This is a genomic window from Pigmentiphaga sp. MLSB6-MA01 (assembly GCF_058793475.1).
This window is the reverse complement of record NZ_JBXAFV010000017.1, coordinates 111,291-137,820: the sequence shown is the minus strand read 5'-3', so window position 1 is coordinate 137,820 and position 26,530 is coordinate 111,291. Positions and strand designations below refer to the sequence as shown.

Annotated in this window: 26 protein-coding genes; 21 read left to right on the top strand and 5 right to left on the bottom strand. The window is 69.3% G+C overall.

Features of this window, described 5'->3' with window-relative positions; genetic code table 11:
- The first annotated feature begins 20 nt into the window (after positions 1–20).
- From AC1Q6E_RS24405 to AC1Q6E_RS24355, 11 genes are read left to right on the top strand one after another with little or no spacing between them, the layout of a single operon-like run.
- Entirely contained in the window at positions 21–308 is a 288-nt protein-coding gene (locus AC1Q6E_RS24405) for a hypothetical protein (RefSeq protein WP_152796814.1), read from the top strand.
- Positions 309–1,718 carry a hypothetical protein gene (locus AC1Q6E_RS24400; RefSeq protein WP_492573711.1) on the top strand — a complete coding sequence of 470 codons (1,410 nt, stop codon included), beginning with the start codon at positions 309–311 and terminating at the stop codon, positions 1,716–1,718.
- Positions 1,691–2,416: a hypothetical protein gene (locus tag AC1Q6E_RS24395; RefSeq protein ID WP_492573710.1), complete on the top strand. Its 726-nt coding sequence runs from the start codon at positions 1,691–1,693 to the stop codon at positions 2,414–2,416. The genes AC1Q6E_RS24400 and AC1Q6E_RS24395 overlap by 28 nt, the downstream gene beginning before the upstream one ends.
- Positions 2,413–3,069 carry a hypothetical protein gene (locus AC1Q6E_RS24390; protein ID WP_492573709.1) on the top strand — a complete coding sequence of 219 codons (657 nt, stop codon included), beginning with the start codon at positions 2,413–2,415 and terminating at the stop codon, positions 3,067–3,069. Before AC1Q6E_RS24395 ends, AC1Q6E_RS24390 begins: the two co-directional genes overlap by 4 nt.
- Complete coding sequence (locus AC1Q6E_RS24385; RefSeq protein WP_152796806.1) at positions 3,066–3,284, top strand: hypothetical protein; 219 nt, start codon at positions 3,066–3,068, stop codon at positions 3,282–3,284. The genes AC1Q6E_RS24390 and AC1Q6E_RS24385 overlap by 4 nt, the downstream gene beginning before the upstream one ends.
- The gene (gene cpaB / locus AC1Q6E_RS24380) at positions 3,281–4,147 is read left to right on the top strand and encodes a Flp pilus assembly protein CpaB (protein ID WP_492573708.1); all 867 of its coding nucleotides are present in this window, start codon (positions 3,281–3,283) and stop codon (positions 4,145–4,147) included. The genes AC1Q6E_RS24385 and cpaB overlap by 4 nt, the downstream gene beginning before the upstream one ends.
- Positions 4,144–5,562 carry a type II and III secretion system protein family protein gene (locus tag AC1Q6E_RS24375; protein ID WP_492573706.1) on the top strand — a complete coding sequence of 473 codons (1,419 nt, stop codon included), beginning with the start codon at positions 4,144–4,146 and terminating at the stop codon, positions 5,560–5,562. The genes cpaB and AC1Q6E_RS24375 overlap by 4 nt, the downstream gene beginning before the upstream one ends.
- Entirely contained in the window at positions 5,562–7,253 is a 1,692-nt protein-coding gene (locus AC1Q6E_RS24370; RefSeq protein ID WP_492573716.1) for a TadA family conjugal transfer-associated ATPase, read from the top strand. The genes AC1Q6E_RS24375 and AC1Q6E_RS24370 overlap by 1 nt, the downstream gene beginning before the upstream one ends.
- On the top strand, positions 7,250–8,110 hold the full coding sequence (locus AC1Q6E_RS24365) for a type II secretion system F family protein (protein ID WP_492573705.1): 861 nt from the start codon (positions 7,250–7,252) through the stop codon (positions 8,108–8,110). Before AC1Q6E_RS24370 ends, AC1Q6E_RS24365 begins: the two co-directional genes overlap by 4 nt.
- A 13-nt stretch (positions 8,111–8,123) precedes the next feature.
- Positions 8,124–8,987, top strand: coding sequence for a type II secretion system F family protein (locus AC1Q6E_RS24360; RefSeq protein WP_492573704.1), 864 nt, complete (start codon positions 8,124–8,126; stop codon positions 8,985–8,987).
- Positions 8,988–8,991: 4 nt separating this feature from the next.
- A complete protein-coding gene (locus AC1Q6E_RS24355; protein WP_492573702.1) occupies positions 8,992–9,321 on the top strand; it encodes a DUF192 domain-containing protein in 330 nt (109 codons plus the stop codon).
- 33 nt (positions 9,322–9,354) lie between these two features.
- Here AC1Q6E_RS24355 and argH read toward each other — a convergent pair whose 3' ends face one another.
- Positions 9,355–10,776, bottom strand: coding sequence for an argininosuccinate lyase (gene argH / locus AC1Q6E_RS24350; protein WP_492573701.1), 1,422 nt, complete (start codon positions 10,774–10,776; stop codon positions 9,355–9,357).
- Positions 10,777–10,798: 22 nt separating this feature from the next.
- On the opposite strand from argH, the gene AC1Q6E_RS24345 reads away from it, so the two are divergent.
- From AC1Q6E_RS24345 to AC1Q6E_RS24330, 4 genes are all read left to right on the top strand, one after another.
- A complete protein-coding gene (locus AC1Q6E_RS24345) occupies positions 10,799–11,575 on the top strand; it encodes a LytR/AlgR family response regulator transcription factor (RefSeq protein WP_492573700.1) in 777 nt (258 codons plus the stop codon).
- The gene (locus AC1Q6E_RS24340) at positions 11,572–12,705 is read left to right on the top strand and encodes a GNAT family N-acetyltransferase (protein WP_152796789.1); all 1,134 of its coding nucleotides are present in this window, start codon (positions 11,572–11,574) and stop codon (positions 12,703–12,705) included. Before AC1Q6E_RS24345 ends, AC1Q6E_RS24340 begins: the two co-directional genes overlap by 4 nt.
- Before the next feature lie 83 nt (positions 12,706–12,788).
- Positions 12,789–14,852, top strand: coding sequence for an NAD(+) synthase (locus tag AC1Q6E_RS24335; RefSeq protein ID WP_492573715.1), 2,064 nt, complete (start codon positions 12,789–12,791; stop codon positions 14,850–14,852).
- Between the two features lie 78 nt (positions 14,853–14,930).
- Positions 14,931–15,269, top strand: coding sequence for a P-II family nitrogen regulator (locus tag AC1Q6E_RS24330; RefSeq protein ID WP_152796787.1), 339 nt, complete (start codon positions 14,931–14,933; stop codon positions 15,267–15,269).
- A 40-nt stretch (positions 15,270–15,309) separates the two neighbouring features.
- On the opposite strand, the gene AC1Q6E_RS24325 is transcribed toward AC1Q6E_RS24330, so the two are convergent.
- Together AC1Q6E_RS24325 and AC1Q6E_RS24320 are read right to left on the bottom strand one after the other, a co-directional pair.
- Positions 15,310–16,008 carry a class II aldolase/adducin family protein gene (locus tag AC1Q6E_RS24325; protein WP_152796785.1) on the bottom strand — a complete coding sequence of 233 codons (699 nt, stop codon included), beginning with the start codon at positions 16,006–16,008 and terminating at the stop codon, positions 15,310–15,312.
- 23 nt (positions 16,009–16,031) lie between these two features.
- Entirely contained in the window at positions 16,032–17,012 is a 981-nt protein-coding gene (locus AC1Q6E_RS24320) for a Bug family tripartite tricarboxylate transporter substrate binding protein (protein ID WP_152796783.1), read from the bottom strand.
- A 111-nt stretch (positions 17,013–17,123) separates the two neighbouring features.
- Here AC1Q6E_RS24320 and AC1Q6E_RS24315 point away from each other — a divergent pair, with 111 nt between their 5' ends.
- From AC1Q6E_RS24315 to cysW, 4 genes are all read left to right on the top strand, one after another.
- Positions 17,124–18,383, top strand: a complete 1,260-nt coding sequence (locus AC1Q6E_RS24315) for a citrate synthase (protein ID WP_492573699.1) — start codon at positions 17,124–17,126, stop codon at positions 18,381–18,383.
- A 128-nt stretch (positions 18,384–18,511) separates the two neighbouring features.
- A complete protein-coding gene (gene cysP, locus AC1Q6E_RS24310) occupies positions 18,512–19,528 on the top strand; it encodes a thiosulfate ABC transporter substrate-binding protein CysP (RefSeq protein ID WP_152796779.1) in 1,017 nt (338 codons plus the stop codon).
- A gap of 114 nt (positions 19,529–19,642) precedes the next feature.
- The gene (cysT, locus tag AC1Q6E_RS24305; RefSeq protein WP_296557078.1) at positions 19,643–20,476 is read left to right on the top strand and encodes a sulfate ABC transporter permease subunit CysT; all 834 of its coding nucleotides are present in this window, start codon (positions 19,643–19,645) and stop codon (positions 20,474–20,476) included.
- 130 nt (positions 20,477–20,606) lie between these two features.
- On the top strand, positions 20,607–21,467 hold the full coding sequence (gene cysW / locus AC1Q6E_RS24300) for a sulfate ABC transporter permease subunit CysW (RefSeq protein ID WP_296557083.1): 861 nt from the start codon (positions 20,607–20,609) through the stop codon (positions 21,465–21,467).
- 12 nt (positions 21,468–21,479) lie between these two features.
- Here the strand turns inward: cysW and AC1Q6E_RS24295 are convergent, their stop codons facing one another.
- Positions 21,480–22,220, bottom strand: coding sequence for a Smr/MutS family protein (locus tag AC1Q6E_RS24295; RefSeq protein ID WP_296557086.1), 741 nt, complete (start codon positions 22,218–22,220; stop codon positions 21,480–21,482).
- A gap of 109 nt (positions 22,221–22,329) precedes the next feature.
- Complete coding sequence (gene trxB / locus AC1Q6E_RS24290; protein ID WP_152796772.1) at positions 22,330–23,286, bottom strand: thioredoxin-disulfide reductase; 957 nt, start codon at positions 23,284–23,286, stop codon at positions 22,330–22,332.
- A gap of 171 nt (positions 23,287–23,457) precedes the next feature.
- Here trxB and AC1Q6E_RS24285 point away from each other — a divergent pair, with 171 nt between their 5' ends.
- A complete protein-coding gene (locus tag AC1Q6E_RS24285) occupies positions 23,458–25,800 on the top strand; it encodes a DNA translocase FtsK (protein WP_152796770.1) in 2,343 nt (780 codons plus the stop codon).
- A 37-nt stretch (positions 25,801–25,837) separates the two neighbouring features.
- On the top strand, positions 25,838–26,515 hold the full coding sequence (gene lolA / locus AC1Q6E_RS24280; RefSeq protein WP_152796769.1) for an outer membrane lipoprotein chaperone LolA: 678 nt from the start codon (positions 25,838–25,840) through the stop codon (positions 26,513–26,515).
- The last annotated feature ends 15 nt before the right edge of the window (positions 26,516–26,530 follow it).

Sequence of the window (26,530 nt, the reverse complement as noted above, 5' to 3'; positions counted from 1 at the left end):
GCGAGGGGGGAGTCCCGCCCATGTCCCTTCCCGTTTTCTCCACCCGGCGGCGCCCGCAGCGCGGCCAGTCCATGGTGGAATACGTCGTCATCGTCGCGCTCGTGGCCGTGGCCGCGATTGCCGTCTACCAGTTGTTCGGACAGGTGGTCCGTTCCCAGACCGCCGCGATGGCGAGGGAGCTCGCGGGCGAGGACGGTTCGACCGAGTCGCGCGCCGCGCAGACCGCGGCCAAGGGCGCCAGGTCCCAGGCTTCCGCCCGTTCGCTCAAGTCCTTCACGGGCAACGCCGCGCAGGCAGGCGCGAACTAGATGCGCGCCGGGGATCGCTCGCAGGCCGGGCAGGCACTGGTGCTGGCGGTCGCGCTGCTCGCCGCGGCGGCGGCGGGGCTGGTGCAGCTCTTCGACGGCGGACAGCTGTTGCGCGAGAAGATCCGGCTGGCCCGCGCGCTCGATGCGGCGGCCTATAGCGGCGCGCTGGTCCAGGCCCGGAGCCTGAATTTCCTTGCCTACGCGAATCGCGCACTGGTGGCCCACCAGGTGGGCATGGCGCATGCCATCACGCTGGCATCGTGGGCGAAGTTCGGCGATGCGCAGGCCCGTCGGTTCGCGTCTTCCAATCCGCCAGCGGGCCTGATCGGCGGCCTGTTCGGTGCCGCCCATGGCCGGGCCTATCGAAGCGCCGCGGGCGCGGCCGGCGCGGGAGGCGCCGCCGATTGGCAGGATGGTGCCCTGGCTCGGGCCTTCGCCGAGCACGATCGTGTCGTGCACGACGTCCTGCTGCGGGCACAGGCGGCCGTGCAGCAATCGTTGGCCGATGTCCGCATGCAGACGATGCGGACCGTGCTGGCCGCCCACTATGACGACGATGCGGCGCATCTGGATGCGGCCCTGCTGGCCGACACGCTGCCGGGGTTCGTGGTCCGGCATGGCGGCGCGGCCCGGGCCCCGCTCAAGAGCATGGTGGAGGAAGCCCGTTCTCACTACGGTTTTCTCGCGCCGCGCGATCATGACCACCGCAGCCTGTTGCCGTCGGAGTGGCGGTGTCCCTGGCTGCGGCATGAACTGCGGCGCCGCGGCGCGACGTCGCTCGTGGGCCTGGAGACCTGGCGATCGGACGACACGCTGTCCTTCCATGCCCTGCGATCCAACCGATGGATAGGTTGCTACTACCGCGAATATCCCATGGGGTGGGGCAGTGTCAAAGGCGATGCCTCGTTGCAGGACGACGAGCTGCCGCACGTCGACGAACCTCCCGAGGATTTTGCCGACCAGGACTTCTGGCGGTGGGTGCGCGGACATACCGATTGGCGCCTGCTGGATGGCACGGCCAATCCGCTCGCCAACTCGTTCGCGCTGTCGCAAGGCGTGGTGTGGCAGGGCAGGGGGCTGCCGTGGTTCACGGGACTGGCCGACCGGGAGACCGGGGAGCCGGCCTTGCGCTTTGCCGCAAGAGCCACCCGTGCCGCGGCGGCCATGCGGACGACGGATGCCGCGGGTCCGCGCGGCGGAACGGGCCGCCTGGCGTTCGGGACCGGGCTTGGCGCGGGCGGGCTTTCCGCGGTCAGTGCCGCGTCGACCTACTATCGCCGGCCATCGGGGCGGGCCGATGGCGGCACGGAGCGGCCCAGCCTGTTCATGCCGTACTGGCAGGCACGCCTGGTCCCGGTCGAGCCCGCGGAGCGCGAGCAGGCATGGCGCAGGCAGGGCCCGGCATGGTGACGGCGAGCATGCGCGGCCAGGCCATTGCCGAGGCCCTGCTCGCACTGGGCGGGATCGGGGCGTTGTGGGTGCTGGGCTCGACGCTGGGGCGATTGCAGGATCTTGCCTTGCAGACCGAGTTCGCGGGACGTCACCTCGCCTTCGTCGTGGCGCAGGACGCGCCGCGGGAAGTCCACGAGCGCACGCATGCCTATTTTTTTCGACCCGATCGCCATCGCTGGCGCAATCACGATGGATCCGCATTGCTGCCCGCGCAGGCCGGGCGGTTTTCCGCGGACATCAGGGAGGCGGGCCGGCTGCCCGAGCAGGCCCAGCCTGGAGGAACCGCCGAGCCGGCGCGCATGCTCAGGGGGGAACTGCTGCCGGCGTATCCGGGACTGGTGGCGGGACGGGTTTCGGTGAGCCCCGATCTCGCGCCGGCAGCCAGGCGGGGCGGGTGGCAAGCCGTGGCGCCGCTGTCCAGCCGGTTCGCCATCCTGGTGGATGCCGGCCATGCCAGGGACGACGGGGATGTCCAGGCGCGTATCGCCGGCGCGCCCAGGGCCTGGAGCGACGCGGCGCGGCGAACGGAGCGGGCGGGCCGGACCCTGTCGGCGCTGTCGCACGTCGATCGCTCCTGGGGGCGTCCGCCGCCGGAGTTCGACTGGCTCATGGCGTGGAAAGGGCTGCTGCCTCCGGCCGCGGGAGAGCGGCCATGACCGGCGCGGCCCGCCATCGCGCGCCCATGAGCGGCTGCCTCGCGCTCGCCATGGGCATGTTGTGGAACCACGCGGCATCGGCCCAGCCGGGCATGCCTCCTGGCGCCGTCGATCTGGGATGGGGAGGTCCGGTGCGCGTGAACGGGGTTCGGATGGATGTCCGTCTGTTCGAGGTCCGGCAATCGCCGGGAGATCTCGCCGACAGTCTGGCCAGGCAACCCGGGCTGGATCCCTGGCTGCTGCCCTTGCCCGATGGCGTGATGCTGAGCGGCCTGCGAGGCGACCGTCCATGGCTGATGCAGCTTCGTCAGTCGAGGCCCGGCGCGACGCAGGGCGTGCTGGCTGTCGGCCTGGCGGGAAAGGCGGAGGGGCGCGCCTTGCCCGCCGCGTGGGCGCCTCCGGGCGCGAAGCTGCTGCTGGACGTGCGGACCCAGGACGAACGGGGGTGGGTGGTCCAGCAGGTCTATGTCCATGATGCCGACGCCGTGGCGTTTTCCCGGTCGCTGCACGCGGGCCTGAGCGCGCAGGGATGGCGCGGCGGGGGCGGCGGGCTCATGGCGTGGCGGCAGGCGCGGCGGGTGCTGCAACTGGTGGTGGTGGCGCGGCGGCAGGGAAGCGGCCTGCTCGCCATCGAGACCGAGGCTGGAGAATGAAGAGGCGAAGAGTCATGATCGTGACGCGCGGGACGCTGGGTGAACGGGGGCAGAGGGGGCAGTCCATGGCGGAATATCTCGTCGTGGCCATGTTGCTGGTCGGCGTCGCCGGCGGTGGTCTGTTCGGTGAAGGGGGCGGCGTGCTGGCGTGGCTGCTCGACGCCCTGCGCGGGTTTCACCTGCGTTTCGCCGGTTCGCTGGCCTTGCCGCTATGATGCCGCGCCTGCCCCGTTTCTGCCTGGACCGGAAGTGGTGGGTGCTGGCCGTGGCGCTGAGCGCCGGGGGCCTGGCCGCATGGCTCGGCCAGCGCCAGATACAGGGGCGCATCGACGCCATCGAGGCCGATGCGCGCGCGGCGCGTATCGCGGTGGTGGTGGCCGCCTCCGACCTGGATGCGGGCCAGCGCCTGACGGCGGAGTCGGCGGCGGTGCGCGAGATCCCCGCGCAGTGGGCTCCGTCCGGGGCCGTCGTTCCTGGCCGGTTCGGCGATCTCGAAGGCGGCGTGCTGGCCTACCGGGTACGGGCCGGCGAACCCCTGCTGGCGCTGCATCTCGAGGCGGGCCGCCCGGCCCCGCTGGCCCAGCGCCTGGGCGAGGGGCGCCGGGCGGTGACCATACCGGTGGACGAGATCAGTTCGGTCTCGGGTCTGCTGCAGCCGGGCGATCTCATCGACCTGTACGTGACCTTCGATCATCGAGGCAAGCGCACGACCATGCCTCTGCTGCAACGGATGCGCGTGCTGGCCACGGGACACCAGACCGAGACGCCGGGAGCGGCGGGCGACGTGCCGCGCGGGGCCTTCTCCACCGTGACGCTGGACGCGACGCCGGACGAAGCCGTCAAACTCATCATCGCCCGCGATGGCGGCGTGCTGACCGCCATGCTGCGCCGGCCGGGGGACGGCAGTCCGGCGCCGGGCCGCGTGGCCGGAGGGCTTGCGTCCCTGCTGGGGCTGGGGGAAGGCGAGCTGCCCGGGCCGCGCCGGCAGGCGGGAGCGACGATCATCTATGGCGACCGGGCGCCGCGCCGCATCCCCGGCCTGGGGGAAGCCGACGCGGGGCAGGGAGTCCAGCCATGAGGTTCGCCTGGGCGGGGCGGGCCTTGCGCGGCGGTCCGGGGGTCGTGTTCGCCGTGCTGTCCGGCGCGTCATCGGCAGCCGGACCCGCCGCCGATTGGCCGGCGTGGCTGGAGCAGGAGGCCGCCGCGCCATCGGCGCCGGCTTTCACTGCCGGCCAGGATCTTCCGGACATCGAGATGTACGTCGGCGAGACCCAGGTGTTTCCGGCCCCGGGCGTGGGCCGGGTCGCCGTGGGCAACGGTCGTGTCATCAACGCCGCCACGGCCGACGACCGAGAGGTGGTGGTGTTCGCCAATGCGGCCGGCACGTCCTCGCTGGTCATCTGGGAGCGGGACGGCGCCATGCGGCGCATGCGTATTTCCGTGGTGCCGGGGCAGTCCTCGCGGGTGCAGCGCGAGATCGAGGCTTTCCTCGCCGCGATGCCCTCGGTGCGCAGCCGCGTCGTTGGCGACAAGGTCATCGTCGAGGGGGATGACCTGAGCGACGCGGACCAGGCGCGTATCGCGCTGCTGGCCCGCCGCTATCCGCAGGTCGTCGATTTTACCGGGCAGCTCGGCTGGGAACGCATGGTGATGATGGACGTCCAGGTGGTCGAGATGCCGCGCTCGCGGCTGCGCGAACTGGGCGTGCGCTGGGATGGCGGCAGCACGGGCGGCCTGAACGCGGGGCTGGCGTGGGACGCCGCGGTGGGGCGGCCCCTGCGGGCGGCCGCCGGAGACGCCGCGCAACGGCCCGGAGGCGGCCCCATTGCGCTGCCATTTCCGGCCCTATCACCGGCGGGGTATCTGGGCGTGAACGCCATGCTGTCCGCGCGCATACAGGCCATGGCCCAGAGCGGCGAGGCGGTCATCCTGGCCCAGCCGCAACTGTCGGCGCGCAGCGGCTCCACCGCGCGCTTCCTGGCCGGCGGGGAGGTGCCGTATGCGACGGTGGACAGGAACGGTGCGTCGAACACGACCTTCAAACCCTATGGCGTGACCCTGCAGATCGCGCCCCGGGTCGATGCCGGCGGTACGGTGCGGTCCGTCATCGACGTCGAGGTCAGCGCCGTGGATCCTTCCGTGGTGGCCGCGGGCGGTCCCGCGCTCAAGGTGCGCAGGACCGCCACGGAGTTCAACGTGCGCTCGGGCGAGACGCTGGTCCTGAGCGGCTTTCTGTCGCGCGAGCAGTCGCTGGACCTGGACGGCCTGCCCGGCCTGTCCAGCCTGCCCATCCTGGGACCCTTGTTCGGGTCCAGGAGATTCCAGCGGCGCGAGACCGAACTGGCCATTTTTGTCACCCCGACCGTCGTCACGCAGCGCAATCCCGATCTGCGGGAGCGCATCGATCGTGGGCGGCGGGTGCTGGACGACACCTTCGGGCCGGAGCGATTGAACGTGCCCGTGCGGCCCGACGTATCTTTCATGGAGCGATGATGCTGGACGTGGAGATTCTGACCGACGGCGACCGCGGGACGTCGCTGAGCGTGGCGGCCCCGGCGGTGATCGGGCGGGGAGACGGATGCGAGATCCGCCTGCGCCACTGGCGGGTCGCGCGCCGGCATGCCCGGCTGGATCAGCGGACCGAAGGCGTGTTCGTGGAGGACTTGGGCTCGCTGGGCGGCACCCTGGTCAACGGCCGCCGCATCCTGCAATACGGACCGCTGCTGCCGGAGGACGAGATCGCCGTCGGCGCCGTGATGCTGCGCGTGCGGCCCGCCGCCGCGCCAGGGACGGAGGCTTCGCGTTCAGGCGGCCCGTCGGCGCCCGCGTCGGTGGGCATGATGGCCGTGCCGGATGCGCGGTCCCTGGCCGCCCGGACCCACGAGGCGGCGATGGTCGAATGGCGGCGCCGGTTGCATGCGCGCCTGCTGGAGGCCCTGGATCTGCGTCGCCGGGATGTGTCCGCCATGAGTGACGCGGCGCTGCGGCAGGAGGCCGACCGCCTGCTGGAGGCGCTGGTGCTGGACGCCGATGCGGAAATCCCCGCCGGCCTGGATCGCGGCGCGCTGCGCCGGCAGGTCGTGGACGAGGCGGTCGGCCTGGGGCCGCTGGAATCCTTGCTGGCCGACCCGGACATCTCCGAAATCATGGTCAACCGGCACGATGAACTCTATGTCGAACAGGGAGGCGTGCTGAGCCGGCACCCGGCGGTGTTCAGCAGCGATCAATCCGTTCTGGGGGTGATCGAACGCATCGTCTCGCCGCTGGGCCGCCGCATCGACGAGAGTTCTCCCATGGTCGACGCCCGGCTGCGCGACGGGTCGCGGGTGAATGCGATCATTGCGCCGCTGGCGTTGAAGGGGCCGGCGCTGACCATACGCAAGTTTCCCGCGCGCCGCCTGCGGATGGCGGACCTGGTGGACGGTGGGGCGCTGGATACGCACATGGCGGGATTCCTGCGGCTGTGCGTGGAGCGGCGCAAGAACGTCGTCGTTTCAGGAGGGACCGGTTCGGGCAAGACGACGCTGCTCAATATCCTGTCGAATTTCATCCCGCCGGCCGAGCGCGTCATCACGATCGAAGACGCCGCCGAGCTGCGCCTGGCGCACGAACACCTGGTCGCGCTGGAGGCGCGGCCGGCCAACCTGGAAGGCCGCGGCGCGGTCTCCATCCGCGATCTGGTGCGCAATGCGTTGCGCATGCGGCCGGACCGCATCGTGGTGGGCGAGTGCCGGGGCGCCGAGGCGCTGGACATGCTGCAGGCGATGAATACCGGCCACGAGGGTTCGCTGACCACGCTCCATGCCAATACGCCCCGCGATGCGATGTCGCGTCTGGAGACCATGGTGTTGATGGCGGGCATGGACCTTCCGCTGGGCGCCATACGCGAGCAGATCGCCTCGGCGATCGACATCGTGGTCCAGCAGAGCCGCAGCGCGGCCGGGCAGCGGCGGGTAACCGCCATCGTCGAGATCAGCGGCATCGAAAGCGGCCGCATCCAGTTGCAGGAGCTGTTCCGCTTCGAGCGCCCGGATGCGGGGCCGTCCGATGGCACCGGGTACTTCCGGGGTTGCGAACTCATGCCCAGTTTCCTCGACGAATGGCGAGCCGAGGGCGTCGCCGTCTTGCCGCAATGGTTCTGCGCGCGCACGCCGGCGCCGGACCGGCCCCGGAGGCCGGCATGAGTCCGGGGGCCATCGACGGGATCATCGTCTGCGCGGTGCTGGCCTGCGTATCGCTGTTGGTCTGGCTGGCCTGCGGATGGATGCGCGACAGCCTCGCGCGCTATCGGGCGGTGTTCACCGAAACCGCGCGGGTGCGCATGAGCGAGTTCTTCCTGTTCGTCGATGCCAACCAGTTGTGGGTGGCGCACGTGGCCCTGATCGGCATCCTGGCCGCCGCTTGCGGGTGGTTCGCGCGAAGCTGGATCTTTGCCGCCGCCGGCGGGGCGGCCGGCGCCTGGCTGCCCCGCCTGGCCATCCGCCATCTGCGCGCGCGCCGCCTGCGGCGGTTCGATGCGCAATTGCCCGACGCGCTGCTGGCCCTGGCAAGCGCCTTGCGCGCCGGCGCCAGCCTGCAGGCGGGACTGCGCCAGATCGCGGCCGAGGCCGAGGCGCCGCTGGCCCAGGAGTTCACGCTGCTGATGCGCGAGCAGCGCTTCGGCGTGGGCATGGACCAGTCGCTGGCGAACCTGCATGCCCGCATGCCTACCGATGCCGCAGGCCTGGTCGCCTCGGCGCTGCGGATCGCCGCCGACACCGGCGGCAACCTGGCCGAGACCCTGGAGCGGATCGGCGCGACCGTGCGGGCGCGGCTGCACATGGAAGGACGGATACGGGCGCTGACGGCCCAGGGCCGGTTGCAGGCCCGGGTGGTGGGTATCCTGCCGTGGTTGCTGCTGGGGGTGTTGCACCGCCTGGAGCCCGAGGCGATGGAGCGCCTCTGGACGACGCCGGAGGGATGGGCCGTGCTGGCGCTGGTCGCGGCGCTCGACATCCTGGGGCTGTGGATGATCGCCCGCATCGTCCGGATCGACATATGAAGCGCGAGTGGACATGACGGTACTGCTGATCGGCCTGGCCGCGGCGGCGTTCGCGGCCCTGCTCTGCCTGTTGCTCATCGATCCGCCAGCCTTGCCGGACCGGACGGCGGAGGCGCCGCCGCGCGCCTTCCGGCTGGCCTGGCCCCTGGTCTCGGCGGCGGCCCACTACGGCCGGCCGTGGCTGTCATGGCAGCGCCGGCGCCGTATCGAGTTCCTGCTGGTCCAGGCCGGGCTGCGCCACGGTCTCGCGCCTGTCCACATCCTGGGAGCGCAGGTATTGTGCGCCTGCGCCGGCGGATTCGCCGCCGCCCTGCTGGCGGCGCCGTGGAGCGGGATGCCAGCCTTGATCGCGTGGGGCGCGGCTGGCGCGGTGGCGGGGGCGGTCTATCCGCGCCTCTGGCTGCGCGACCGGGTGCGCGGCAGGCGGCGGGAGATCCTGCGGGCACTGCCGTTCGTGCTGGATATGACGACCTTGTGTGTCGAAGCCGGCCTGCACGTGGGCGCGGCCTTGCAGCAGGCGGTCCGGAAGGGGCCGCCCGGGCCGCTGCGCGACGAGCTGCGCCGGGTCCTGGGCGACGTGCGCACAGGCGTGCCCCGCACGCGCGCGCTCAAGGACATGGCCGAACGCCTGGAGATTCCCGAGATCCGCGCCTGGGCGGGCACACTGGCCCAGGCCGACGCGCTGGGTATGAATCTCGCCCCGATCCTGCGCGCGCAGTCCGACCAGCGCCGTGCCGAACGCTTCCTGCGTGCCGAGCGGCTGGCGCTGGAGGCGCCGGTCAAGATGCTGCTGCCCCTGATCGCCTGCATCTTCCCATGTTCCTTCGTCGTCATCGGCTTCCCGATCGCGGTCAAGCTCATGGATCCGGGCTGGTAGCGGCATGGGCTGGGGCCGCGCGACCGCCTGGCCGGACCGGCTGCGGGGAGGGTTGGGGCACGCGCCGCCCGGGCCGGGCGACGGCCTGTGGATCGTGCCCTGCCGGGCCATACACACCGTGGGCATGGCCTGGCCCATCGATGTCGTTTTCGTGGACAGGCGGGGCAGGGTGCTGCGCATCGTGCCGGCATTGCGCCCGGGGCGGGCGGCCTGCTGCTGGCGTGCCTGGGGCGTGCTGGAGCTGGCGGCCGGGGAAGCCGCGAGGATGGGGTGGACAGAAGGGGGACGAGTCAGCCGGCGCCGCGCACCGGCGCGCAAGGGGTCCGGCGCATGAGGCGGGTGCGGCGCCGGCCGCACCCCGCGGGCATCAGCCGCGCGTGTCGTCCAGCACGCGCTGCGCTTCCTCGCGCACGCGCGCCGGGGCGGTGCCGCCGATGTGCGAGCGCGATGCCACCGAGCCTTCCAGCGTCAGCACCGCGTGGATGTCCTCGCCCACCAGCGGGTGGAAGACGCGCAGCTCGTCCACCGACAGGTCGGCCAGGTCGCAGCCGCGCTCCACGCAGGCGCGCACGGCCAGCGCCACCGCTTCGTGCGCGTCGCGGAAGGGCACGCCCTTCTTGACCAGGTAGTCGGCCAGGTCGGTGGCGGTGGAGAAGCCTTGCAGCGCGGCGGCGCGCATGGACTCGGGCTTGACCTGGATGCCGCCGGCCATGTCGATGAAAATGCGCAGCGTGTCGCGCACGGTATCGGCGGTGTCGAACAGGCCTTCCTTGTCTTCCTGGTTGTCCTTGTTGTAGGCCAGGGGCTGCCCTTTCATCAGGGTCAGCAGCGCCACCAGGTGGCCGTTGACGCGGCCGGTCTTGCCCCGCGCCAGTTCCGGCACGTCGGGGTTCTTCTTCTGCGGCATGATGGAACTGCCAGTGCAGAAGCGGTCGGCCAGGTCGATGAAGCCCACGCGCGGGCTCATCCACAGCACCAGCTCTTCCGACAGGCGCGAGATGTGCGTCATGACCAGCGCGCCGGCGGCGCAGAACTCGATCGCGAAGTCGCGGTCGGACACGGCGTCCAGCGAGTTGCGGCACACGCCGTCGAAGCCCAGCGTGCGGGCCACGCGTTCGCGGTCGATGGGGTAGGAGGTGCCGGCCAGCGCGGCGGCGCCCAGCGGCAGTCGGTTGACGCGCTTGCGGCAGTCGGCCAGGCGCTCGGCGTCGCGGCCGAACATTTCGGCATAGGCCAGCAGGTGGTGGCCGAAGGTGACGGGCTGCGCGACCTGCAGGTGGGTGAAGCCGGGCAGGATGGTGTCGGCGTGCTGCAGCGCGAGCGTGGCCAGCGCGTGGCGCAACTGGCGCAGCAGGTCGGCCAGCGTATCGATCTCGGCGCGCAGCCACAGCCGGATGTCGGTGGCGACCTGGTCGTTGCGCGAGCGGCCGGTGTGCAGGCGCTTGCCCGCGTCGCCCACCAGTTCGGTCAGGCGGCGTTCGATGTTCAGGTGCACGTCTTCCAGGTCGAGCAGCCACTCGAAGCGGCCGGCGTCGATTTCAGCCTCGATGGCGGCCATGCCGCGGCCGATGTCGGCAAGGTCCTGCTGGGTCAGGATGCCGACGGCGTGCAGCATGTCGGCATGCGCCAGCGAGCCCTGGATGTCGAACTTGGCCAGGCGTTTGTCGAAGTCCACCGAAGCGGTGTACCGTTTGACGAGGTCGGACACCGGTTCGGAGAACCGGGCTGACCAGGCTTCGGCCTTCTTGGCGAACTGGTCTTGGGGGCGGGGGTCGGTCGATTTGGACATGGCGCGGATTATAAAGCGGGTTATGGCGGTTACTGTAGCGGGAACGGGCTCGCCCGGGGTGTTGGTCGTGGGGCGGGACGCGGCGTTCTGCCGCCGCCTGTCGGCGCAGCTCAGGACGTTGGCCAGGCGCCTGCCGATGCATCTCTTGCCGCCCGTCGTCGGCGCCGACCAGGCGCGGCGGGCCGAGCCGGCTCCAGCGGTGGTGCTGCTCGACCTGAGCCTGCCCGACGCTCAAGGTTACGCGCTGGCCCGGGCCTGGGAACGGTCGGGTCCCCGGCTGGTTCTCTTCCCGCCCTCGCTCGACAGCCTTCCCCAGGCCCGGCAACGGTATGCGGCCGACCTGCTGGTGCCGCCCATACGCATCGACCACCTGGAACAGGCGCTGCGGCGCGCGCTGGGCACCGGAGACACCTCCGACGCCCTGGTGGCCCAGGGACCCGACGGCACGGTGGCGGTACCGGTGGACGAGGTGCTCTACCTGCGCGCCGACGGCAAGTACGTCAGCCTGCGTACCCGCCAGGGCGAATTCCTGACCGATCGTGCGCTGGCGGACCTGTCGCGCGCTTTTCCCGAACGCTTCATACAGGCTCATCGCAATGCGCTGGTGGCCCGCTCGGCCATCGCCGGCGCGCGCCTGGTCACCCCGGAACTTACCGGGGGGGATGCCGATCCCTATTGGGAACTGCTGCTGCATGGCGTGCCCGACCGGATCGCGGTGGCGCGCCGGCGCTGGCCGCTGGTGCGGCGCTGCCTGCCGGAAGGCCGGGCGGCCGCGTCCTTTTCCCCGGAGGCGATTTGACCGATACCGCCGTCGAACTGATCGACGACCTGGGCACCCTCGACCCGGCCGCCTGGGATGTCCTGGCCGCCGGCAACCCTTTCGTCTCCCACGCCTACCTGCATGGATTGCAGGCCACCGGCTGCGCCGTCCGGCGCACGGGCTGGCAACCCACCTGTCTCGTGCTGCGGCGCCAGGGGGAGCTCGTGGGCGCCATGCCACTGTACGTCAAGGCGCATTCCCGGGGCGAATACGTGTTCGACCAGGCCTGGGCGGAGGCCTTCGAGCGCCATGGCCTGCCGTACTATCCCAAGCTGCTCTGCGCGGTACCGTTCACGCCCGTGGGCGGTCCGCGGCTGCTGGCGGCGGCCCACGAGGACCGGGTGCTGCTGGCCCGCGCGGCGATCGAGGTCGCGCGGCAGGCGGGCGTCTCGTCCCTGCATGTGCTGTTTCCCCGCGACGAGGACCTGCGGGCGCTGCGCGAGGCGGGCTACATGCTGCGCGAGGGGGTCCAGTTCCACTGGCGCAACGACGGCTACGCCAATTTCGACGCCTTCCTGGGCGCGATGAACCACGACAAGCGCAAGAAGATCCGCCAGGACCGCAAGAAGGTCGAGCAGGCGGGGATACGCTTCCGGCACCTGCGCGGCGGGGCCATTTCCGCCGGCGACCTGGCTTTCTTCTATCGCTGCTATGCCGCCACCTATGCCAACCATTGGTCCTCGCCCTACCTGAAACCGGCATTCTTCCAGGCGCTGCGCGCGGCCATGCCCGAGGCGCTGCTGCTGGTCATGGCCGAACGGCAGGGCGAACCCGTCGCCTGCGCGCTGAACGTGGCGGCCGGCGATACCTTGTACGGCCGCTACTGGGGCTGCGTGGACTTCGTGCCGGGCCTGCACTTCGAGACCTGCTACCTGCAGGCCATCGACTACTGCATCGCCCAAGGCATCGCCCATTTCGAGGGGGGCGCCCAGGGCGTGCACAAGATGTCGCGCGGCCTCTTGCCGGTGCCCACCTGGTCGGCGCACTGGGTGGCCGACGAACGCTTCGCCGCGGCCATCGCCGATTTCCTGGACCGCGAGACCCGCGGCATGAACCAGTACCTGGACGAGCTGGAGTCGCACACGCCCTTCAAGGCGCCGGCCGGTTGACCGGGCAGGGCGGGGGGGGGGGCGGGACGTCGGCGGGCCATCGGCCGTATGATGTGAGCTACTCCTTGGCACTGACTTACACGATGAAAGGCAATTTCTTCAACCTCTACGCGCACCGGTTCGCGCGGGTGGCCGTGGGCGTGCCCCGCTGCCGGGTGGCCGACCCCGCGTTCAACGCGGCGCAGACGCTGGACCTGGCGCGGCAGGCGGTCGCGCAGGGGGCGGCGCTGGTGGCGTTTCCCGAGCTGGGCATTTCCGCCTATACCTGCGACGACCTGTTCCACCAGGGGGCGTTGCTGGAGGCCTGCGAACGGGCGCTGGGCGACATCGTGGCCGGATCCGCCTCGTTGCCCGCCGCGCTGATCGTGGGGCTGCCGCTGAGGGTGAACCATTCCCTGTTCAATTGCGCGGTGGTGGTGGCGCGGGGGCGGATCCTGGGCGTCGTGCCCAAGACCTACCTGCCCAACTACGGCGAGTTCTACGAAGCGCGCCAGTTCACCTCCGGCGACTGCGCGGTCGCCTCCCATGTCGAGCTGGCCGGACAGCGGGCGCCCTTCGGGGCGGCCCAATTGTTCGAGGCGGCCGACGTGCCGGGGCTGCGCTTCCATGTCGAGATCTGCGAGGACGTGTGGGTGCCGATCCCGCCGTCGTCCTTCGCGGCGCTGGCTGGAGCCAGCGTGCTGGTGAACCTTTCCGCGTCGAACATCGTGGTCGGCAAGTCGGGATACCGCCACCAACTGGTCAGCCAGCAGTCGGCGCGCTGCCTGGCGGCCTACCTGTACACCTCGGCGGGGCGGGGCGAATCGTCCACCGACCTGGCCTGGGACGGCCAGTCCATCATCTACGAGAACGGCGAGCTGCTGGCCGAGTCCGGCCGTTTTCTGGACGACTCGCACCTCATCCTGGCCGATGTCGATCTGGAACGCCTGTCGCACGAGCGCATGCGGCAGACCACGTTCGGCCAGTCGGTGCTGCGCCACAAGGCCGAGGTCGAACGGTTCCAGGCGGTTTCCTTCGAGGTCGGCCTGGCCGTGGACGGGCCCCTGGCGCTGCGTCGCCGGGTCGAGCGCTTCCCCTACGTCCCGGCCGATCGCCGCCGCCGCGACGAACGCTGCGGCGAGGTCTACAACATCCAGGTCCAGGCGCTGGTGCAGCGGCTGTCGGCCATCGGCATGGACAAGGTGGTGATCGGCGTGTCCGGGGGACTGGACTCGACCCATGCGCTGCTGGTCTGCGCCAAGGCCATGGACCGCCTGAACCTGCCGCGCGCGAACATCATCGGCGTGACCATGCCGGGCTTCGCCACCAGCGGCCGCACCTTGCAGCAGGCGCGCGCGCTGATGCGCGTGGTCGGCTGCACCGCGATGGAGATCGACATCCGGCCCAGTTGCGCGCAGATGCTCCAGGACATCGGGCATCCGTACGCCTCGGGCCAGGAGGTCTACGACATCACTTTCGAGAACGTGCAGGCGGGCGAGCGCACCAGCCACCTGTTCCGGCTGGCCAATTTCCACAACGCCATCGTGATCGGCACCGGCGACCTGAGCGAGCTCGCGCTGGGCTGGTGCACCTATGGCGTGGGCGACCACATGTCGCACTACAGCGTCAATGCCAGCGTGCCCAAGACCCTGATCACCCACCTGGTGCGCTGGGTGGCCGAGACGGGCGCGGTGGGCGGCGACGGCAGCCAGGTGCTGCTGGACATCCTGGGCACCGAGATCAGTCCCGAACTGGTGCCGGGCAAGGCCGACGGCGCGCCCGCGCAGCGGACCGAGCAGTTCATCGGACCCTACGAGCTGCAGGACTTCAACCTGTACTACATCCTGCGCTACGGCTTCGCGCCTTCGAAGGTCGCCTTCCTGGCGCTGGCCGCCTGGCAGGACCGCGAGCGCGGCGACTGGCCCGAGGAGGCGCACGTGCCGCGCAACCAGTACGAACTGGCCGCCATCAAGCGCAACCTGGGCATCTTCGTGCACCGCTTCTTCAAGACCAGCCAGTTCAAGCGTTCGTGCGTGCCCAATGCGCCCAAGGTCGGCTCGGGCGGATCACTGTCGCCCCGCGGCGACTGGCGCGCCCCCAGCGATTCCGAAGAGGTGGTCTGGAAAGCCGACCTCGCGAACATTCCCGATTCTCCGCCGGCCGCCTGAAGGCGGGCGTCCGGCCGGCTACAATCCTTCCCATCGCATCTTCGATATTTTCGCCAGCGTTTCCACAAAGGTCCAACCATGAAGCAAGTCACCGCCATCATCAAACCGTTCAAGCTCGACGAGGTCCGCGAGGCGCTGGCCCAGGTTGGCGTCAATGGTCTGACCGTGACGGAAGTCAAGGGCTTCGGCCGCCAGAAGGGGCACACCGAGCTCTATCGCGGTGCCGAATACGTGGTGGACTTCCTGCCGAAGATCCGTATCGAACTGGTGATCGCCGACGAACTGGTCGACCAGGCCGTGGAGGCCATCATCCGCGTGGCGCGCACGGGCAAGATCGGCGACGGCAAGATCTTCGTCACGCACGTCGAGCAGGTCATCCGCATCCGCACCGGCGAGACCGGCGAAGCCGCGGTCTGAGCGGTTCCCCGGCGCCGGCCGCCCCTGGCGTCAAGAGGTCCTAGCGGCCGGCATCGCCTTGCAGCTTGGCGTGGTGGTAGTCCCACACCTTCTGCAGCAGATGCGGCTTCCACAGGTTGCCGCGTATCTTTTCCCGTTGCGCCGCATCCAGCACCTGGGGCGCGCCAAGCTGGCTCGCCAGATACTGCCGGTGGGCCGTTTCCTCCAGGTAGCAGGCCAGCACGAACACCTCCAGCACCCCTTCGGCCGCCACCACCGCGCCGTGCGACTTCAGCATTGCCACGCGAGCGTTGCCCAGGCAGTCCGCCAGCTCGTCGCCCAGTTCGCGCGTGTTGATCGACGCCGTTTTCGGGAACTCCCGGATCTCTCCCAGCAGCGCCGCCTGCATGGTGACGGGTTCGACCCGCCTGCCCACACTGCTGAACAGCGTCGACCACAGCGGGTGGGTGTGGGCCACCGCGCCGACGTCGGGGCGCCTGCGATAGATCGAGGCGTGAATGTGGAATTCCATGGGCGGCCTGGCGCCGCCGTCCAGTGGTTGTCCGTCCAGGTCCACTTCGACGATGTCGGCGGCGCTGATGGCGCTGCGCACCGACGCCCCCGAGTTGATCAGGAAGCGGTCCGCGCCGGTGCGGGCGCTGAAATGGCCGTTGAAATCGATGATGCCGGCCGCCTCCATCATCGCCAGCGCATCGGCGATGCGCTGGCGGGTGCCGGCCGTGTTCGGATGGTTCTGCATGCCGCGTGTCCCGGGTCCTGTCGTCAATCGAGCGTGATCTTGCCGGCGCGTATCACCTGGCCCCACTTTTCCGTTTCCTGCTGCATGAAGCGGCCGGCTTCGGCGGAAGTGGTGATGAGCGGATCGATGCCCATTTCCTCGAATTTCCGCTTGGTGGCCGGCGAGGCCAGCACCTCGTTGATGGCGCGTTCGTATTTCTGGACCACGTCGCGCGGTGTCTTGGGCGGCGCGACCACCGCGTACCAGGCGTTGGCCATCATCCGCGTCATCGATGGCGGTCCCGCCTCGGCGAAGGTCGGGACCTCCGGCAGCAGCGGCGAGCGCTTGTCGTCGGCCACCGCGAGAATGCGCAGCTTGCCGCTTTTCTGGTACTTGCCGCTGGAACTGAGCGTATCGAAGAACACCGTGACCTGCCCGCCCAGTAGGTCGACCAGCGCCGGTCCGGTGCCCTTGTACGGGATGTGCAGCATGCTCGTTCCGGTCAACTGCATGAACAGCTCCGCGGCCAGGTGCGACGACGAGCCCGCGCCCTGCGACGCGAAAGCCACCTTGCCCGGGTTGGCGCGCAGGTAGGCGATGAACCCGGCCAGGTCGTGGACCGGCAGGCTGGGGTGGATGGCCAGCACGTTGGGCACGGTGCCCAGCATCGCCACCGGCACCCATTGCGCGGGATCGTAGCTGAGCCGGGGGTACAGGTGCTGGTTGACCGCGATCGGCCCGTACGGGGCGAACATCAGCGTCGAGCCGTCCGGCGCGCTTTTGTAGGCGTTGTCCGCGCCGATGTTGCCATTGGCGCCGGGCCGGTTTTCGACGATGACCACGCCGAAAGTCTGTTGCAGCCCTTCGGCCACCTGGCGCGTGATGGTGTCGAGGTTGCCGCTGGGCGGGAACGGCACGACCAGGCGGACCTGCTTGGGCGCGGCCCCGGCGGGTAGCCAGCCGGCGGCCAGGGCCAGGGCGAGGCCAAGCGTCGCGGCGCGGCGCGCCAGGAAAGGGGAAGCCATTTCTTGTCTCCAGATCGGGACGCACTGTGGGCGTGCGTTGGGTTTTGCCCAGTGTAAAGATTGAATCTATACTCGATCAAGATTGATTATTTAATCCATGAAAGGATGGCGGTGAGCAAGACGACCCCCCGGTCCGAGTACCTGACCGCCCCGCAGGCGGCGGAACTGCTCGATGTGAAGATTCCTTCCCTGTACTCCTACGTGAGCCGGGGGCTGATCCGTTCCGTCACCCAGCCGGGCACCCGCGCCCGCCTGTATTTCCGCGAGGACGTGGAGCGGGCCGCCACCCGCATGGGCGGGCGCGCGGGGATACCGGAAACGGTCGAGTCGGCGGTGCGCTGGGGCCAGCCGGTGCTGACCACGTCGATCACCGACCTATCGGAAGGCGGGCCGCGCTACCGGGGCCGGCCGGCCATCGAGCTGGCACGGAGCGGCCGCAGTTTCGAGTCCGTGGCCGAGCTGCTGTGGACAGGCGTCGACGTGCCGGACCTGCTGGCCTGGGATGCAAGCCCGCCGCCTTCCCAGGTGCTGGATGGCATCGAACAGGCCGCGCGCGGCAGCGATGCGCTGACCGGCGCGAATCTGATGTCGCTGGCGACGTCCGTGCTGGCCATGGCGATGTCGGGCAAGCCGGATTTCGAGCGCGGCACGACCGCCGCGGATGCCGCGCGCCTAATCCGGCTCCATGCCTGCGCGATGGGGTTGCTGGGCCCCCGCAAGCAGGTGTTCCGTCCGGCGCGCGCGCTGTCCATCGCACAGATCCTGGCACGCGGCCTGGCTGGCGAGGACGCGGCCGATGCCCGCGCGGCGGCCATCAACGCGGCCCTGGTCGTATGCGCGGACCACGAACTTTCTCCGGCCACGTTCGCTGCGCGCGTGGCCGCGTCGGCGGGGGCCGACCTGGGTGCCTGCCTGCAAGCCGCCATCGTCACGCATTCGGGCATACGCTTCGGCGGCGGATGCGACCGCACCGAAGACCTGCTGCGCGGGGTCCGCAGCGAGCAGGAACTGCAAAGCCTGATCTCGGCCTACGTCTCCACGGGACGCCAGATCCCAGGTTTCAACCCGGTTTCCTATCCCAAGGGGGATCCCCGCGCGCGCTACCTGATCGACCTCGCGTCATCCTTGCCGGCGGGCCTGGGGGACCAGGCCCTGTCCGGGCTTGCCACCGGGCCGGCCGGGGGCGACATGTTGCACCCGCGCATCGACGTGGGCCTGGTCAGCCTGGCAAGGGGGCTGGGGCTGCCTCGTGGTTCGGCCTCGGCATTGTGGATGATCGGCCGCAGCGCGGGCTGGGCGGCGCATGCCATCGAGCAAAGGCTGGCGGGCTTCACGATGCGGCCGCGGGCCAAGTACCTGAGCCCGGTCTAGCCGCATGGCGCCTGGTTTATTTCATTGGGTAATTAAAAAATGATGAATATGTGGTTTGGTTGCATATGTGATTTTGTTACGGTTGCATCCTTCGTGAATCACATCAACCAAGCCAAGGACGCCGTTTCATGTTCAAGAAGATCATCGTGCTCGCGGCCACGTCGGCCGCGCTGCTCACGGCAGTGACGGGGACGGCGCAAGCCCAGGACAAGCCGCTGCTGAACGCCTCGTACGACGTTGCCCGCGAGGTGTTCGCCGCGGTCAATCCCAAGTTCCAGGCGTATTGGAAGGCCAAGACCGGCCACGACGTCAAGATCGACCAGTCGTTCGCCGGCACTTCGCGCCAGGCGCAGGACATCATCCAGGGCAAGAAGGTCGACGTCGTGACCTTCAACCAGGTGCCGGACGTGGACATCCTGGCCCAGCGCGGATTGCTCCGCAAGGATTGGCAGAAAGCCTTCCCGAACAACAGCTCGCCGTACTACAGCACCATCGCCTTCCTGGTGCGCAAGGGCAATCCCAAGAACGTCAAGGGCTGGGACGACCTGGCGCGCGACGACGTGAAGCTGGTGTTCCCGAACCCCAAGACCTCGGGCAACGCGCGCTACACCTACCTGGGCGCCTGGCTGTACGCCAACGAGAAGTTCGGCGGCGACCAGGAGAAGATCAAGCAGTTCGTCGGCAAGGTCCTGCACAACGTCGTCAACTTCCCCACCGGCGGGCGCGGCGCGACCGTGGCGTTCGCGCAGAACGGGCAGGGCGACGTGCTGCTGACCTTCGAGTCGGAAGTGATCAACATCGCCAAGGGCGAGGAATTCAAGGCGGGCGGCTATGAAGTCGTCGTGCCGCCGGTGTCGGTGCTGGCCGAATTCCCCGTGGCCGTGGTCGACAAGGTCGTGGACGAGAAGGGCACCCGCCAGCTCGCCACCGAGTACCTGAACTACCAGTACACCCGCGAGATCCAGCTGCTGCTGACCACCTTCAACTACCGGGTCAACCACCCCGACGTCGCCAAGGTCGTGGCCGACCGCTATTCCAAGGTGCGTCTGATCGATCCGACCAAGGTGCTGGGTTCCTGGGACGACATCACCAAGAACCACTTCGGCTCCAACGGCGTGCTGGACCAGTTGCTGGCCAAGCGCTGATCGTGGCGGCGCCGGCCGCCAGGCCGGTGCCGTACAATCCTTCCCGGCAAGGCGCGGCCACCCCGCAGGGGGGCCGCGCTTCTTCGCTTCCGCCCCGATCCCGCCGCCTACGCCGTGAATCCGTCCTTCCGCTTTTTCCGCCGTCCGCCGGTCCTGCCCGGCTTCGTGCCGAGCTTCGGCTTTTCGGTGCTGTTCCTCAGCCTGGTCATCCTGGTGCCCTTGTCGGCCCTGCTGCTGTATGTCGGCGACATGACCTGGGCCCAGTACTGGCGGGCGATTTCCGACCCCCGCGTCGTGCAGAGCTACAAGGTCACGGTGTCCGGGGCGTTCTATTCGACCGTCATCGTCACCGGCGTGGGCTTCGTGCTCGCTTGGATCGTGTCCCGCTACGACTTTCCCGGCCGGCGGCTGATCGACGCGCTGGTCGACCTGCCGTTCGCCCTGCCCACGGCGGTGGCCGGCATCACGCTGTCGGCGCTGTTCGTGCCCAATGGCTGGCTGGGGCGCTGGTTCGAGCCGCTAGGCATCAAGATCTCGTATGCCTACCCCGGGCTGGTGGTGGCCATGATCTTCACCAGCCTGCCGTTCATCGTGCGCTCGCTGCAGCCCGTGCTGGAAGACCTCGAGCCCGAGTTCGAGGAAGCCGCTTCCACGCTGGGCGCCACGCGCTGGCAGACCTTCTGGCGCGTACTGCTGCCCAGCCTGGTGCCGGCGCTGATCTCCGGCGCCTCGCAGGCCTTCATCCGCAGCCTGGGCGAATTCGGCGCGGTCATCATGATCGCCGGCAACATCCCGTTCCAGACCGAGATCACGTCGCTGATGATCTTCGTGCGCCTGCAGGAGTTCGACTATCCTGCCGCCGCCGCCATCGCCTCGGTGGTGCTGATCGCCTCGCTGTTGCTGCTGTTCCTGCTGCAGGTCGTCCAGGGACGACTACTACGCAAATGAATGAACCCACCCCCTACGCGCTTCGCGCGCCCCCTCAAGGGGGCGACGCTGGCGGACCGGCGGAGCCGGATCCGCGGCGTCCTGGGTCGGGCGGGGCCTTCTGGCCTTATGGATAACTGACACGATTGCCATGACCAACAAACGGCCCACTCTCGTCCATCAATGGTTGCTGATCGCGCTGGGCATCGTGCTCGCGGTGCTGATCCTGGTCGTGCCGCTGGCGCTGATCTTCTCGCAGGCGCTGTCGGGCGGCTGGAGCCTGCTGGCCCAGAACCTGGACGAAGACTTCATGAAGCACGCGATCGGCCTGACCGTGCTGACCACGCTGGCGACGGTGCCGATCAACCTGGTGTTCGGCATCCTGCTGGCCTGGTGCGTGACGCACTACGACTTCTTCGGCCGGCGGCTGCTGACCACGCTGGTCGACATCCCCTACGCCACCTCGCCGGTGGTGGCGGGCCTGTGCTACCTGGTGGTCTACGGGCTGGAAAGCACGCTGGGCAAGTGGCTGTACAGCCATGACATCCAACTGATGTTCGCCTGGCCCGGCATCATCATGGTGACGGTGTTCGTGACCTCGCCCTACGTGGCCCGCATCCTGATCCCGCTGATGCAGGCCCAGGGCGCCGACGAGGAAATCGCGGCCCTGTCGCTGGGAGCCTCCGGCTGGCAGATCTTCCGTCGCGTGACCCTGCCCAACATCAAGTGGGCGCTGCTGTACGGCATCGTCATCACCAATGCCCGGGCGGTGGGTGAATTCGGCGCGGTGTCGGTGGTGTCCGGCACCATCATGAACCAGACCCTGACGCTGCCGCTGCTGGTGGAACAGCTCAACAACGACTACAAGACCGCCGCCGCCTTCACGGCCGCGGCGCTGCTGGCCTGCATGGCCATGCTGACATTGTTGCTCAAGACCATCATGGAGTGGCGCCAGAAGCGGCGCGACGATGCGCCGGCGCATTTGTCGCCCGAGGCGATGCCCAAGCGCTGACGCCCGCCGGGCTCAGGCCGGCCGGTCCGGGCCCCGCAGCAGCACCAGCACCACGCCGGAGCCGCCGTCGTTGGCCCGGGCTTCGACGAAGGCCAGCACTTCTTCCTTCTGTACCAGCCAGCGCCGCACCTTTTCCTTCAGGATGGGCGTACGGTTCTTCGATCCCAGCCCCTTGCCGTGGATGATGCGCACGCAGCGCATCTCCTGCCGCACGCAGGCGCGCAGGAAATCCCCCAGCGCCTCGCGGGCTTCGTCCACCCGGTGGCCATGCAGGTCGAGCTGGGCCTGCACCGTCCACTGGCCGCGCCGCAGCTTGCGCACGATGTCCTGTCCCAGGCCGCTGCGGCGGTAGGACAGCGTGTCGTCGGTATCGATCAGCCAGTCGGCGCCGTAGTCGTCGGAAATGGATTCCCGCAGCACCTCGGATTCGTCTTCCCAGCGCTTGTAGGGCAGGGGAGCGGGCGCGACCGGCGAGGGATCGACCCTGCCCGTGTCCTTCAGCGGCACCACCCCGCCCACCAGCGCCCGAAACTCGACCGCGGCCCGCCGGGCTTCCTCCGCCCGCCGCCGCGCCTCCCGCTCCGCGGCTTCCGCCGCCAGCCGCTGGTCCTGCAACTCCCGCTGCAACACCTTCAGGCTGGACAGGCCCCCCCCTACGCGCTTCGCGCGCCCCCCAGGGGGCGATGCGGGTGGACCGGCGGAGCCGGATCCACCGCATCCTGGGTCTGTGTCGATCTTCTTGGTACGAGACACCACTTGTCTGCCTTGATCCAGGGCGCCGCGGATCCGGCTTTGCCGGTCCGCCAGTGCCGCCCCCTTGAGGGGGCGCCCAAAGGGCGTAGGGGGTGGGCTTCTCTTGGGGTTAAACGGCTTCGCCGTCCAACCAGCGCTGGGCGTCCAGGGCCGCCATGCAGCCCGTGCCGGCGCTGGTGATGGCCTGGCGGTACACGTGGTCCTGCACGTCGCCGGCGGCGAACACGCCGGGGACCGAGGTCATCGTGGCCAGCCCGTTCAGGCCGCTGCGGGTGATGATGTAGTCGTCCTTCATGTCCACCTGGCCCTTGAAGATGCCGGTGTTGGGCTGGTGGCCGATGGCGATGAAGACGCCGGTGACGGCGATGTCCTCGGTCTGGCCGGTCTGGTTGTTGCGCAGCCGCGCCCCGGTCACGCCCGAATCGTCGCCCAGCACTTCCTGCAGTTCGTTGAAGACCTTCAGGATCACGCGGCCTTCCTGGACCTTCTCGTTGAGCTTGTCGACCATGATGGGCTCGGCGCGGAACTTGTCGCGGCGATGGACCAGGGTGACGGTGCGGCAGATGTTGGCCAGGTACAGCGCTTCTTCCACGGCCGTGTTGCCGCCGCCGACCACGGCGACGTCCTGGTTCTTGTAGAAAAACCCGTCGCAGGTCGCGCAGCCCGAGACGCCGCGGCCCTTGTAGTGTTCTTCCGACGGCAGGCCCAGGTACTTGGCCGAGGCGCCGGTGGCGATGACCAGCGCGTCGCAGGTGTAGGTGCCCGAATCACCGACCAGCTTGAACGGCCGCTGGTCCAGGTGCGCGGTGTGGATGTGATCGAAGACGATGTCGGTATTGAAACGCTCGGCATGCTGCTGGAAGCGCTGCATCAGCTCCGGCCCCTGCACGCCGTTGACATCGGCGGGCCAGTTGTCCACCTCGGTCGTCGTCATCAACTGGCCGCCCTGTTCGACGCCGGTGATCAGCATGGGCGACAGATTGGCCCGGGCGGCGTAGACGGCGGCGGTATACCCGGCCGGCCCCGACCCGAGGACGAGGACTTTCGCGTGTTTGTCTTGGCTCATGATCTCAACAATTTCCTGGCGCCGAGCGCCGATTCGCAACCATCATCATAGGTGATCCCGCCCCCCGGGAGTTTCAACCCCGGAGCCTGGCGCGTAGGCGGAATTGTATATTTCTATGGCTGCGATAGCCTTGGAGCGCTTGACCGGGCGCCGGCCACTTATAATCAGCCCATGGCACGTACCGCTACCGCGGGGAATACCCGCAATTCGCAGAACACCGGCAATTCGACCGGTGCCTTGCCCGGCCGCCTGTCCCGCCTGTTCCGCGAGGCGCGCTGGATCCTGTTCGCCGCCCTGGCGGTCTATCTGACCCTGGTGCTGGCTACCTACAACTCGGGCGATCCGGGGTGGTCGCACGCCGTCCAGATCGACCATGTCCACAACAGCGGGGGCCGCTTCGGCGCCTGGCTGGCGGACCTCATCCTGTTCCTGATCGGCGCCTCGGCCTGGTGGTTCGTCGTACTGCTGCTGCAGCGCGTCTACGCCAGCTACCTGCGGCTGGCCCACCAGTTCCTGCGCGGCGGTTCCGAATCCGACGTGCCCCAGCGCGTGCGCTGGGAGCAGGGCCTGGGCTTTTTCGCCCTCATGGTCGGCTCGGTCGGGCTCGAGGCGCTGCGCCTGCGGTCCTTCGGCGACTCGCTGCCGCACGGCAGCGGCGGCATGATAGGCGAGACCATCGCCAAGTACGCCTCGTCCTCGTTCGGCTATACCGGCGCGACCCTGCTGCTGCTGGTCCTGTTCGCCATCGGCGCCAGCCTGTTCTTCGGATTCTCGTGGCTGGTGGTGGCCGAAAGGATCGGCTCCTGGCTGGAGTCGGGGCTGCGCCGCGTCAGGAACTCCTGGCAGGCCCGGGAGGACCGCAAGGTGGGCGAGGTGGCCGTGCAGGCCCGCGCCGAGGTCGTGGTCGCCAAGCAGGAAAAACTGGTTCACGAACAACCCGTGCGCATCGAGCCGGCGGTCACCGTGGTGCCCAAGTCCGAGCGCGTCGAAAAGGAAAAGCAGCAGGCCCTGTTCGCCGAGATCACCGACAGCCAGTTGCCGCCGCTCAGCCTGCTCGATCCGCCGCCGCCGGCCCAGGAAACCGTGTCCACCGAGACCCTGGAGTTCACTTCGCGCCTGATCGAGAAGAAACTGGCCGACTTCGGCGTCCAGGTTTCCGTGGTCACCGCCCAGCCCGGGCCGGTCATCACCCGCTACGAGATCGAACCGGCGGTGGGCGTCAAGGGCAGCCAGATCGTCAACCTGGCCAAGGACCTGGCGCGGGCGCTGAGCCTGGTCAGCGTCCGGGTGGTCGAGACCATACCCGGCAAGAACCTGATGGGCCTGGAACTGCCCAACCTGCGGCGCCAGACCGTCAAGCTGTCCGAGATCCTGGGGTCGCAGACCTATCACGGCAGCTCGTCGATGCTGACCATGGCGCTGGGCAAGGACATCGCCGGCAAGCCGGTGGTGGCGGACCTGGCCAAGATGCCCCACCTGCTGGTGGCCGGCACGACCGGCTCCGGCAAATCGGTGGGGATCAACGCCATGATCCTGTCACTGCTGTACAAGGCCGATCCCACCCAGGTGCGCCTGATCCTGATCGACCCGAAAATGCTCGAAATGAGTGTCTACGAGGGCATTCCGCACCTCCTGGCGCCGGTCGTGACCGATATGCGGCAGGCCGCCAACGCGCTGAACTGGTGCGTGGCCGAGATGGACAAGCGCTACCGGCTGATGAGCAAGATGGGCGTGCGCAACCTGGCCGGCTACAACACCAAGATCCACGACGCCATCAAGCGCGAGGCGCCCATTCCCAATCCGTTCTCGCTCACGCCCGATGCGCCCGAGCCGCTCCAGCCGCTGCCGATGGTGGTGGTGGTGATCGACGAGCTGGCCGACCTGATGATGGTGGTGGGCAAGAAGATCGAGGAACTGATCGCCCGCCTGGCGCAGAAGGCCCGCGCCGCCGGCATCCACCTGATCCTGGCCACCCAGCGGCCCAGCGTGGACGTGATCACCGGCCTGATCAAGGCCAACATCCCGACCCGGATCTCGTTCCAGGTCTCGTCCAAGGTCGATTCGCGCACCATCCTCGACCAGATGGGCGCCGAGGCGCTGCTGGGCCAGGGCGACATGCTGTACATGCCGCCGGGCTCGGGCCTGCCCACCCGCGTCCATGGTGCGTTCGTGACCGACGACGAAGTCCACCGGGTGGTCGAACAGTTGAAGGCGCAGGGCGAACCCAACTACGAGGAAGGCATCCTGGAAGGCTCCATCGAGGGCGAGACCGGCGATGGCCTCGGCAGCGTGACCGGCATGGGCGACGCGGAGTCGGACCCCATGTACGACCAGGCGGTGGAAGTGGTGCTCAAGCATCGCCGCGCCTCGATATCGCTGGTGCAGCGCCACCTGCGCATCGGTTACAACCGTGCCGCCCGCTTACTCGAACAAATGGAGCGTTCGGGTATGGTTTCCGCCATGCAGTCCAACGGCAACCGGGAGATCCTCGCCCCCGCCAGCCAGGACGAATGACCGGTCCTGCCGCGCTGCGCCACGGAGAGTCCCCTATATGACGTTCGTTTCCAAGACCACCGCCTTCCTGGCCCGCGCCGCCGCCGGCGCCGGCCTGGCCGCGGCCCTGGCCCTGCCGGGCGCCGCGCTGGCGGGCGCCATCGACCAGTTGCGCGCCTTCGCGGGCAACACCCAGTCCGCCCGCGGCAGCTTCTCGCAAGTCACGCGCGGGTCCTCGGGGCAGGCGGCGCCGGCGCAGTCCGGCAGCTTCTCGTTCCAGCGCCCCGGGCGCTTCCGCTGGGAAGTGGCCAAGCCCTACGAACAACTGATTGTCTCGGATGGCAAGCAGTTGTTTCAGTACGACCCGGACCTGAGCCAGGTCACCGTGCGCGAGGTGGGCGAGGCCATCGGCTCCTCGCCGGCGCAGATCCTGTTCGGATCCGGATCGCTGGAGCAATCCTTCACCGTGGCCGAGCAGCCCGAGCGCGACGGCCTGCAGTGGCTGCGGGCCACGCCCAAGACGCCGGACGCGGGTTTCTCGCGCGTGGACATCGCCTTCAAGGACGGGCTGCCGGCCCGCCTGGAGCTGCTGGACGCCTTCGGCCAGACCACCGCCATCACCTTCAGCGGCATCGCCCGCAACCCGCAACTGCCGCCGGACAGCTTCCGTTTCACGGCGCCCGCGGGCGTGGATGTGGTGCGCATGGGCGGACAGGCGCCGGCCGGCGGCCGCTGATTTCCGTTTTCTCGT

Coding starts and splice junctions, on each gene's coding strand:
- AC1Q6E_RS24405 (WP_152796814.1), top strand. CDS start 21: ATGTCCCTTCCCGTTTTCTCCACCCGGCGGCGCCCGCAGCGCGGCCAG.
- AC1Q6E_RS24400 (WP_492573711.1), top strand. CDS start 309: ATGCGCGCCGGGGATCGCTCGCAGGCCGGGCAGGCACTGGTGCTGGCG.
- AC1Q6E_RS24395 (WP_492573710.1), top strand. CDS start 1,691: ATGGCGCAGGCAGGGCCCGGCATGGTGACGGCGAGCATGCGCGGCCAG.
- AC1Q6E_RS24390 (WP_492573709.1), top strand. CDS start 2,413: ATGACCGGCGCGGCCCGCCATCGCGCGCCCATGAGCGGCTGCCTCGCG.
- AC1Q6E_RS24385 (WP_152796806.1), top strand. CDS start 3,066: ATGAAGAGGCGAAGAGTCATGATCGTGACGCGCGGGACGCTGGGTGAA.
- cpaB (WP_492573708.1), top strand. CDS start 3,281: ATGATGCCGCGCCTGCCCCGTTTCTGCCTGGACCGGAAGTGGTGGGTG.
- AC1Q6E_RS24375 (WP_492573706.1), top strand. CDS start 4,144: ATGAGGTTCGCCTGGGCGGGGCGGGCCTTGCGCGGCGGTCCGGGGGTC.
- AC1Q6E_RS24370 (WP_492573716.1), top strand. CDS start 5,562: ATGCTGGACGTGGAGATTCTGACCGACGGCGACCGCGGGACGTCGCTG.
- AC1Q6E_RS24365 (WP_492573705.1), top strand. CDS start 7,250: ATGAGTCCGGGGGCCATCGACGGGATCATCGTCTGCGCGGTGCTGGCC.
- AC1Q6E_RS24360 (WP_492573704.1), top strand. CDS start 8,124: ATGACGGTACTGCTGATCGGCCTGGCCGCGGCGGCGTTCGCGGCCCTG.
- AC1Q6E_RS24355 (WP_492573702.1), top strand. CDS start 8,992: ATGGGCTGGGGCCGCGCGACCGCCTGGCCGGACCGGCTGCGGGGAGGG.
- argH (WP_492573701.1), bottom strand. CDS start 10,776: ATGTCCAAATCGACCGACCCCCGCCCCCAAGACCAGTTCGCCAAGAAG.
- AC1Q6E_RS24345 (WP_492573700.1), top strand. CDS start 10,799: ATGGCGGTTACTGTAGCGGGAACGGGCTCGCCCGGGGTGTTGGTCGTG.
- AC1Q6E_RS24335 (WP_492573715.1), top strand. CDS start 12,789: ATGAAAGGCAATTTCTTCAACCTCTACGCGCACCGGTTCGCGCGGGTG.
- AC1Q6E_RS24330 (WP_152796787.1), top strand. CDS start 14,931: ATGAAGCAAGTCACCGCCATCATCAAACCGTTCAAGCTCGACGAGGTC.
- AC1Q6E_RS24325 (WP_152796785.1), bottom strand. CDS start 16,008: ATGCAGAACCATCCGAACACGGCCGGCACCCGCCAGCGCATCGCCGAT.
- AC1Q6E_RS24320 (WP_152796783.1), bottom strand. CDS start 17,012: ATGGCTTCCCCTTTCCTGGCGCGCCGCGCCGCGACGCTTGGCCTCGCC.
- cysP (WP_152796779.1), top strand. CDS start 18,512: ATGTTCAAGAAGATCATCGTGCTCGCGGCCACGTCGGCCGCGCTGCTC.
- cysW (WP_296557083.1), top strand. CDS start 20,607: ATGACCAACAAACGGCCCACTCTCGTCCATCAATGGTTGCTGATCGCG.
- trxB (WP_152796772.1), bottom strand. CDS start 23,286: ATGAGCCAAGACAAACACGCGAAAGTCCTCGTCCTCGGGTCGGGGCCG.
- AC1Q6E_RS24285 (WP_152796770.1), top strand. CDS start 23,458: ATGGCACGTACCGCTACCGCGGGGAATACCCGCAATTCGCAGAACACC.
- lolA (WP_152796769.1), top strand. CDS start 25,838: ATGACGTTCGTTTCCAAGACCACCGCCTTCCTGGCCCGCGCCGCCGCC.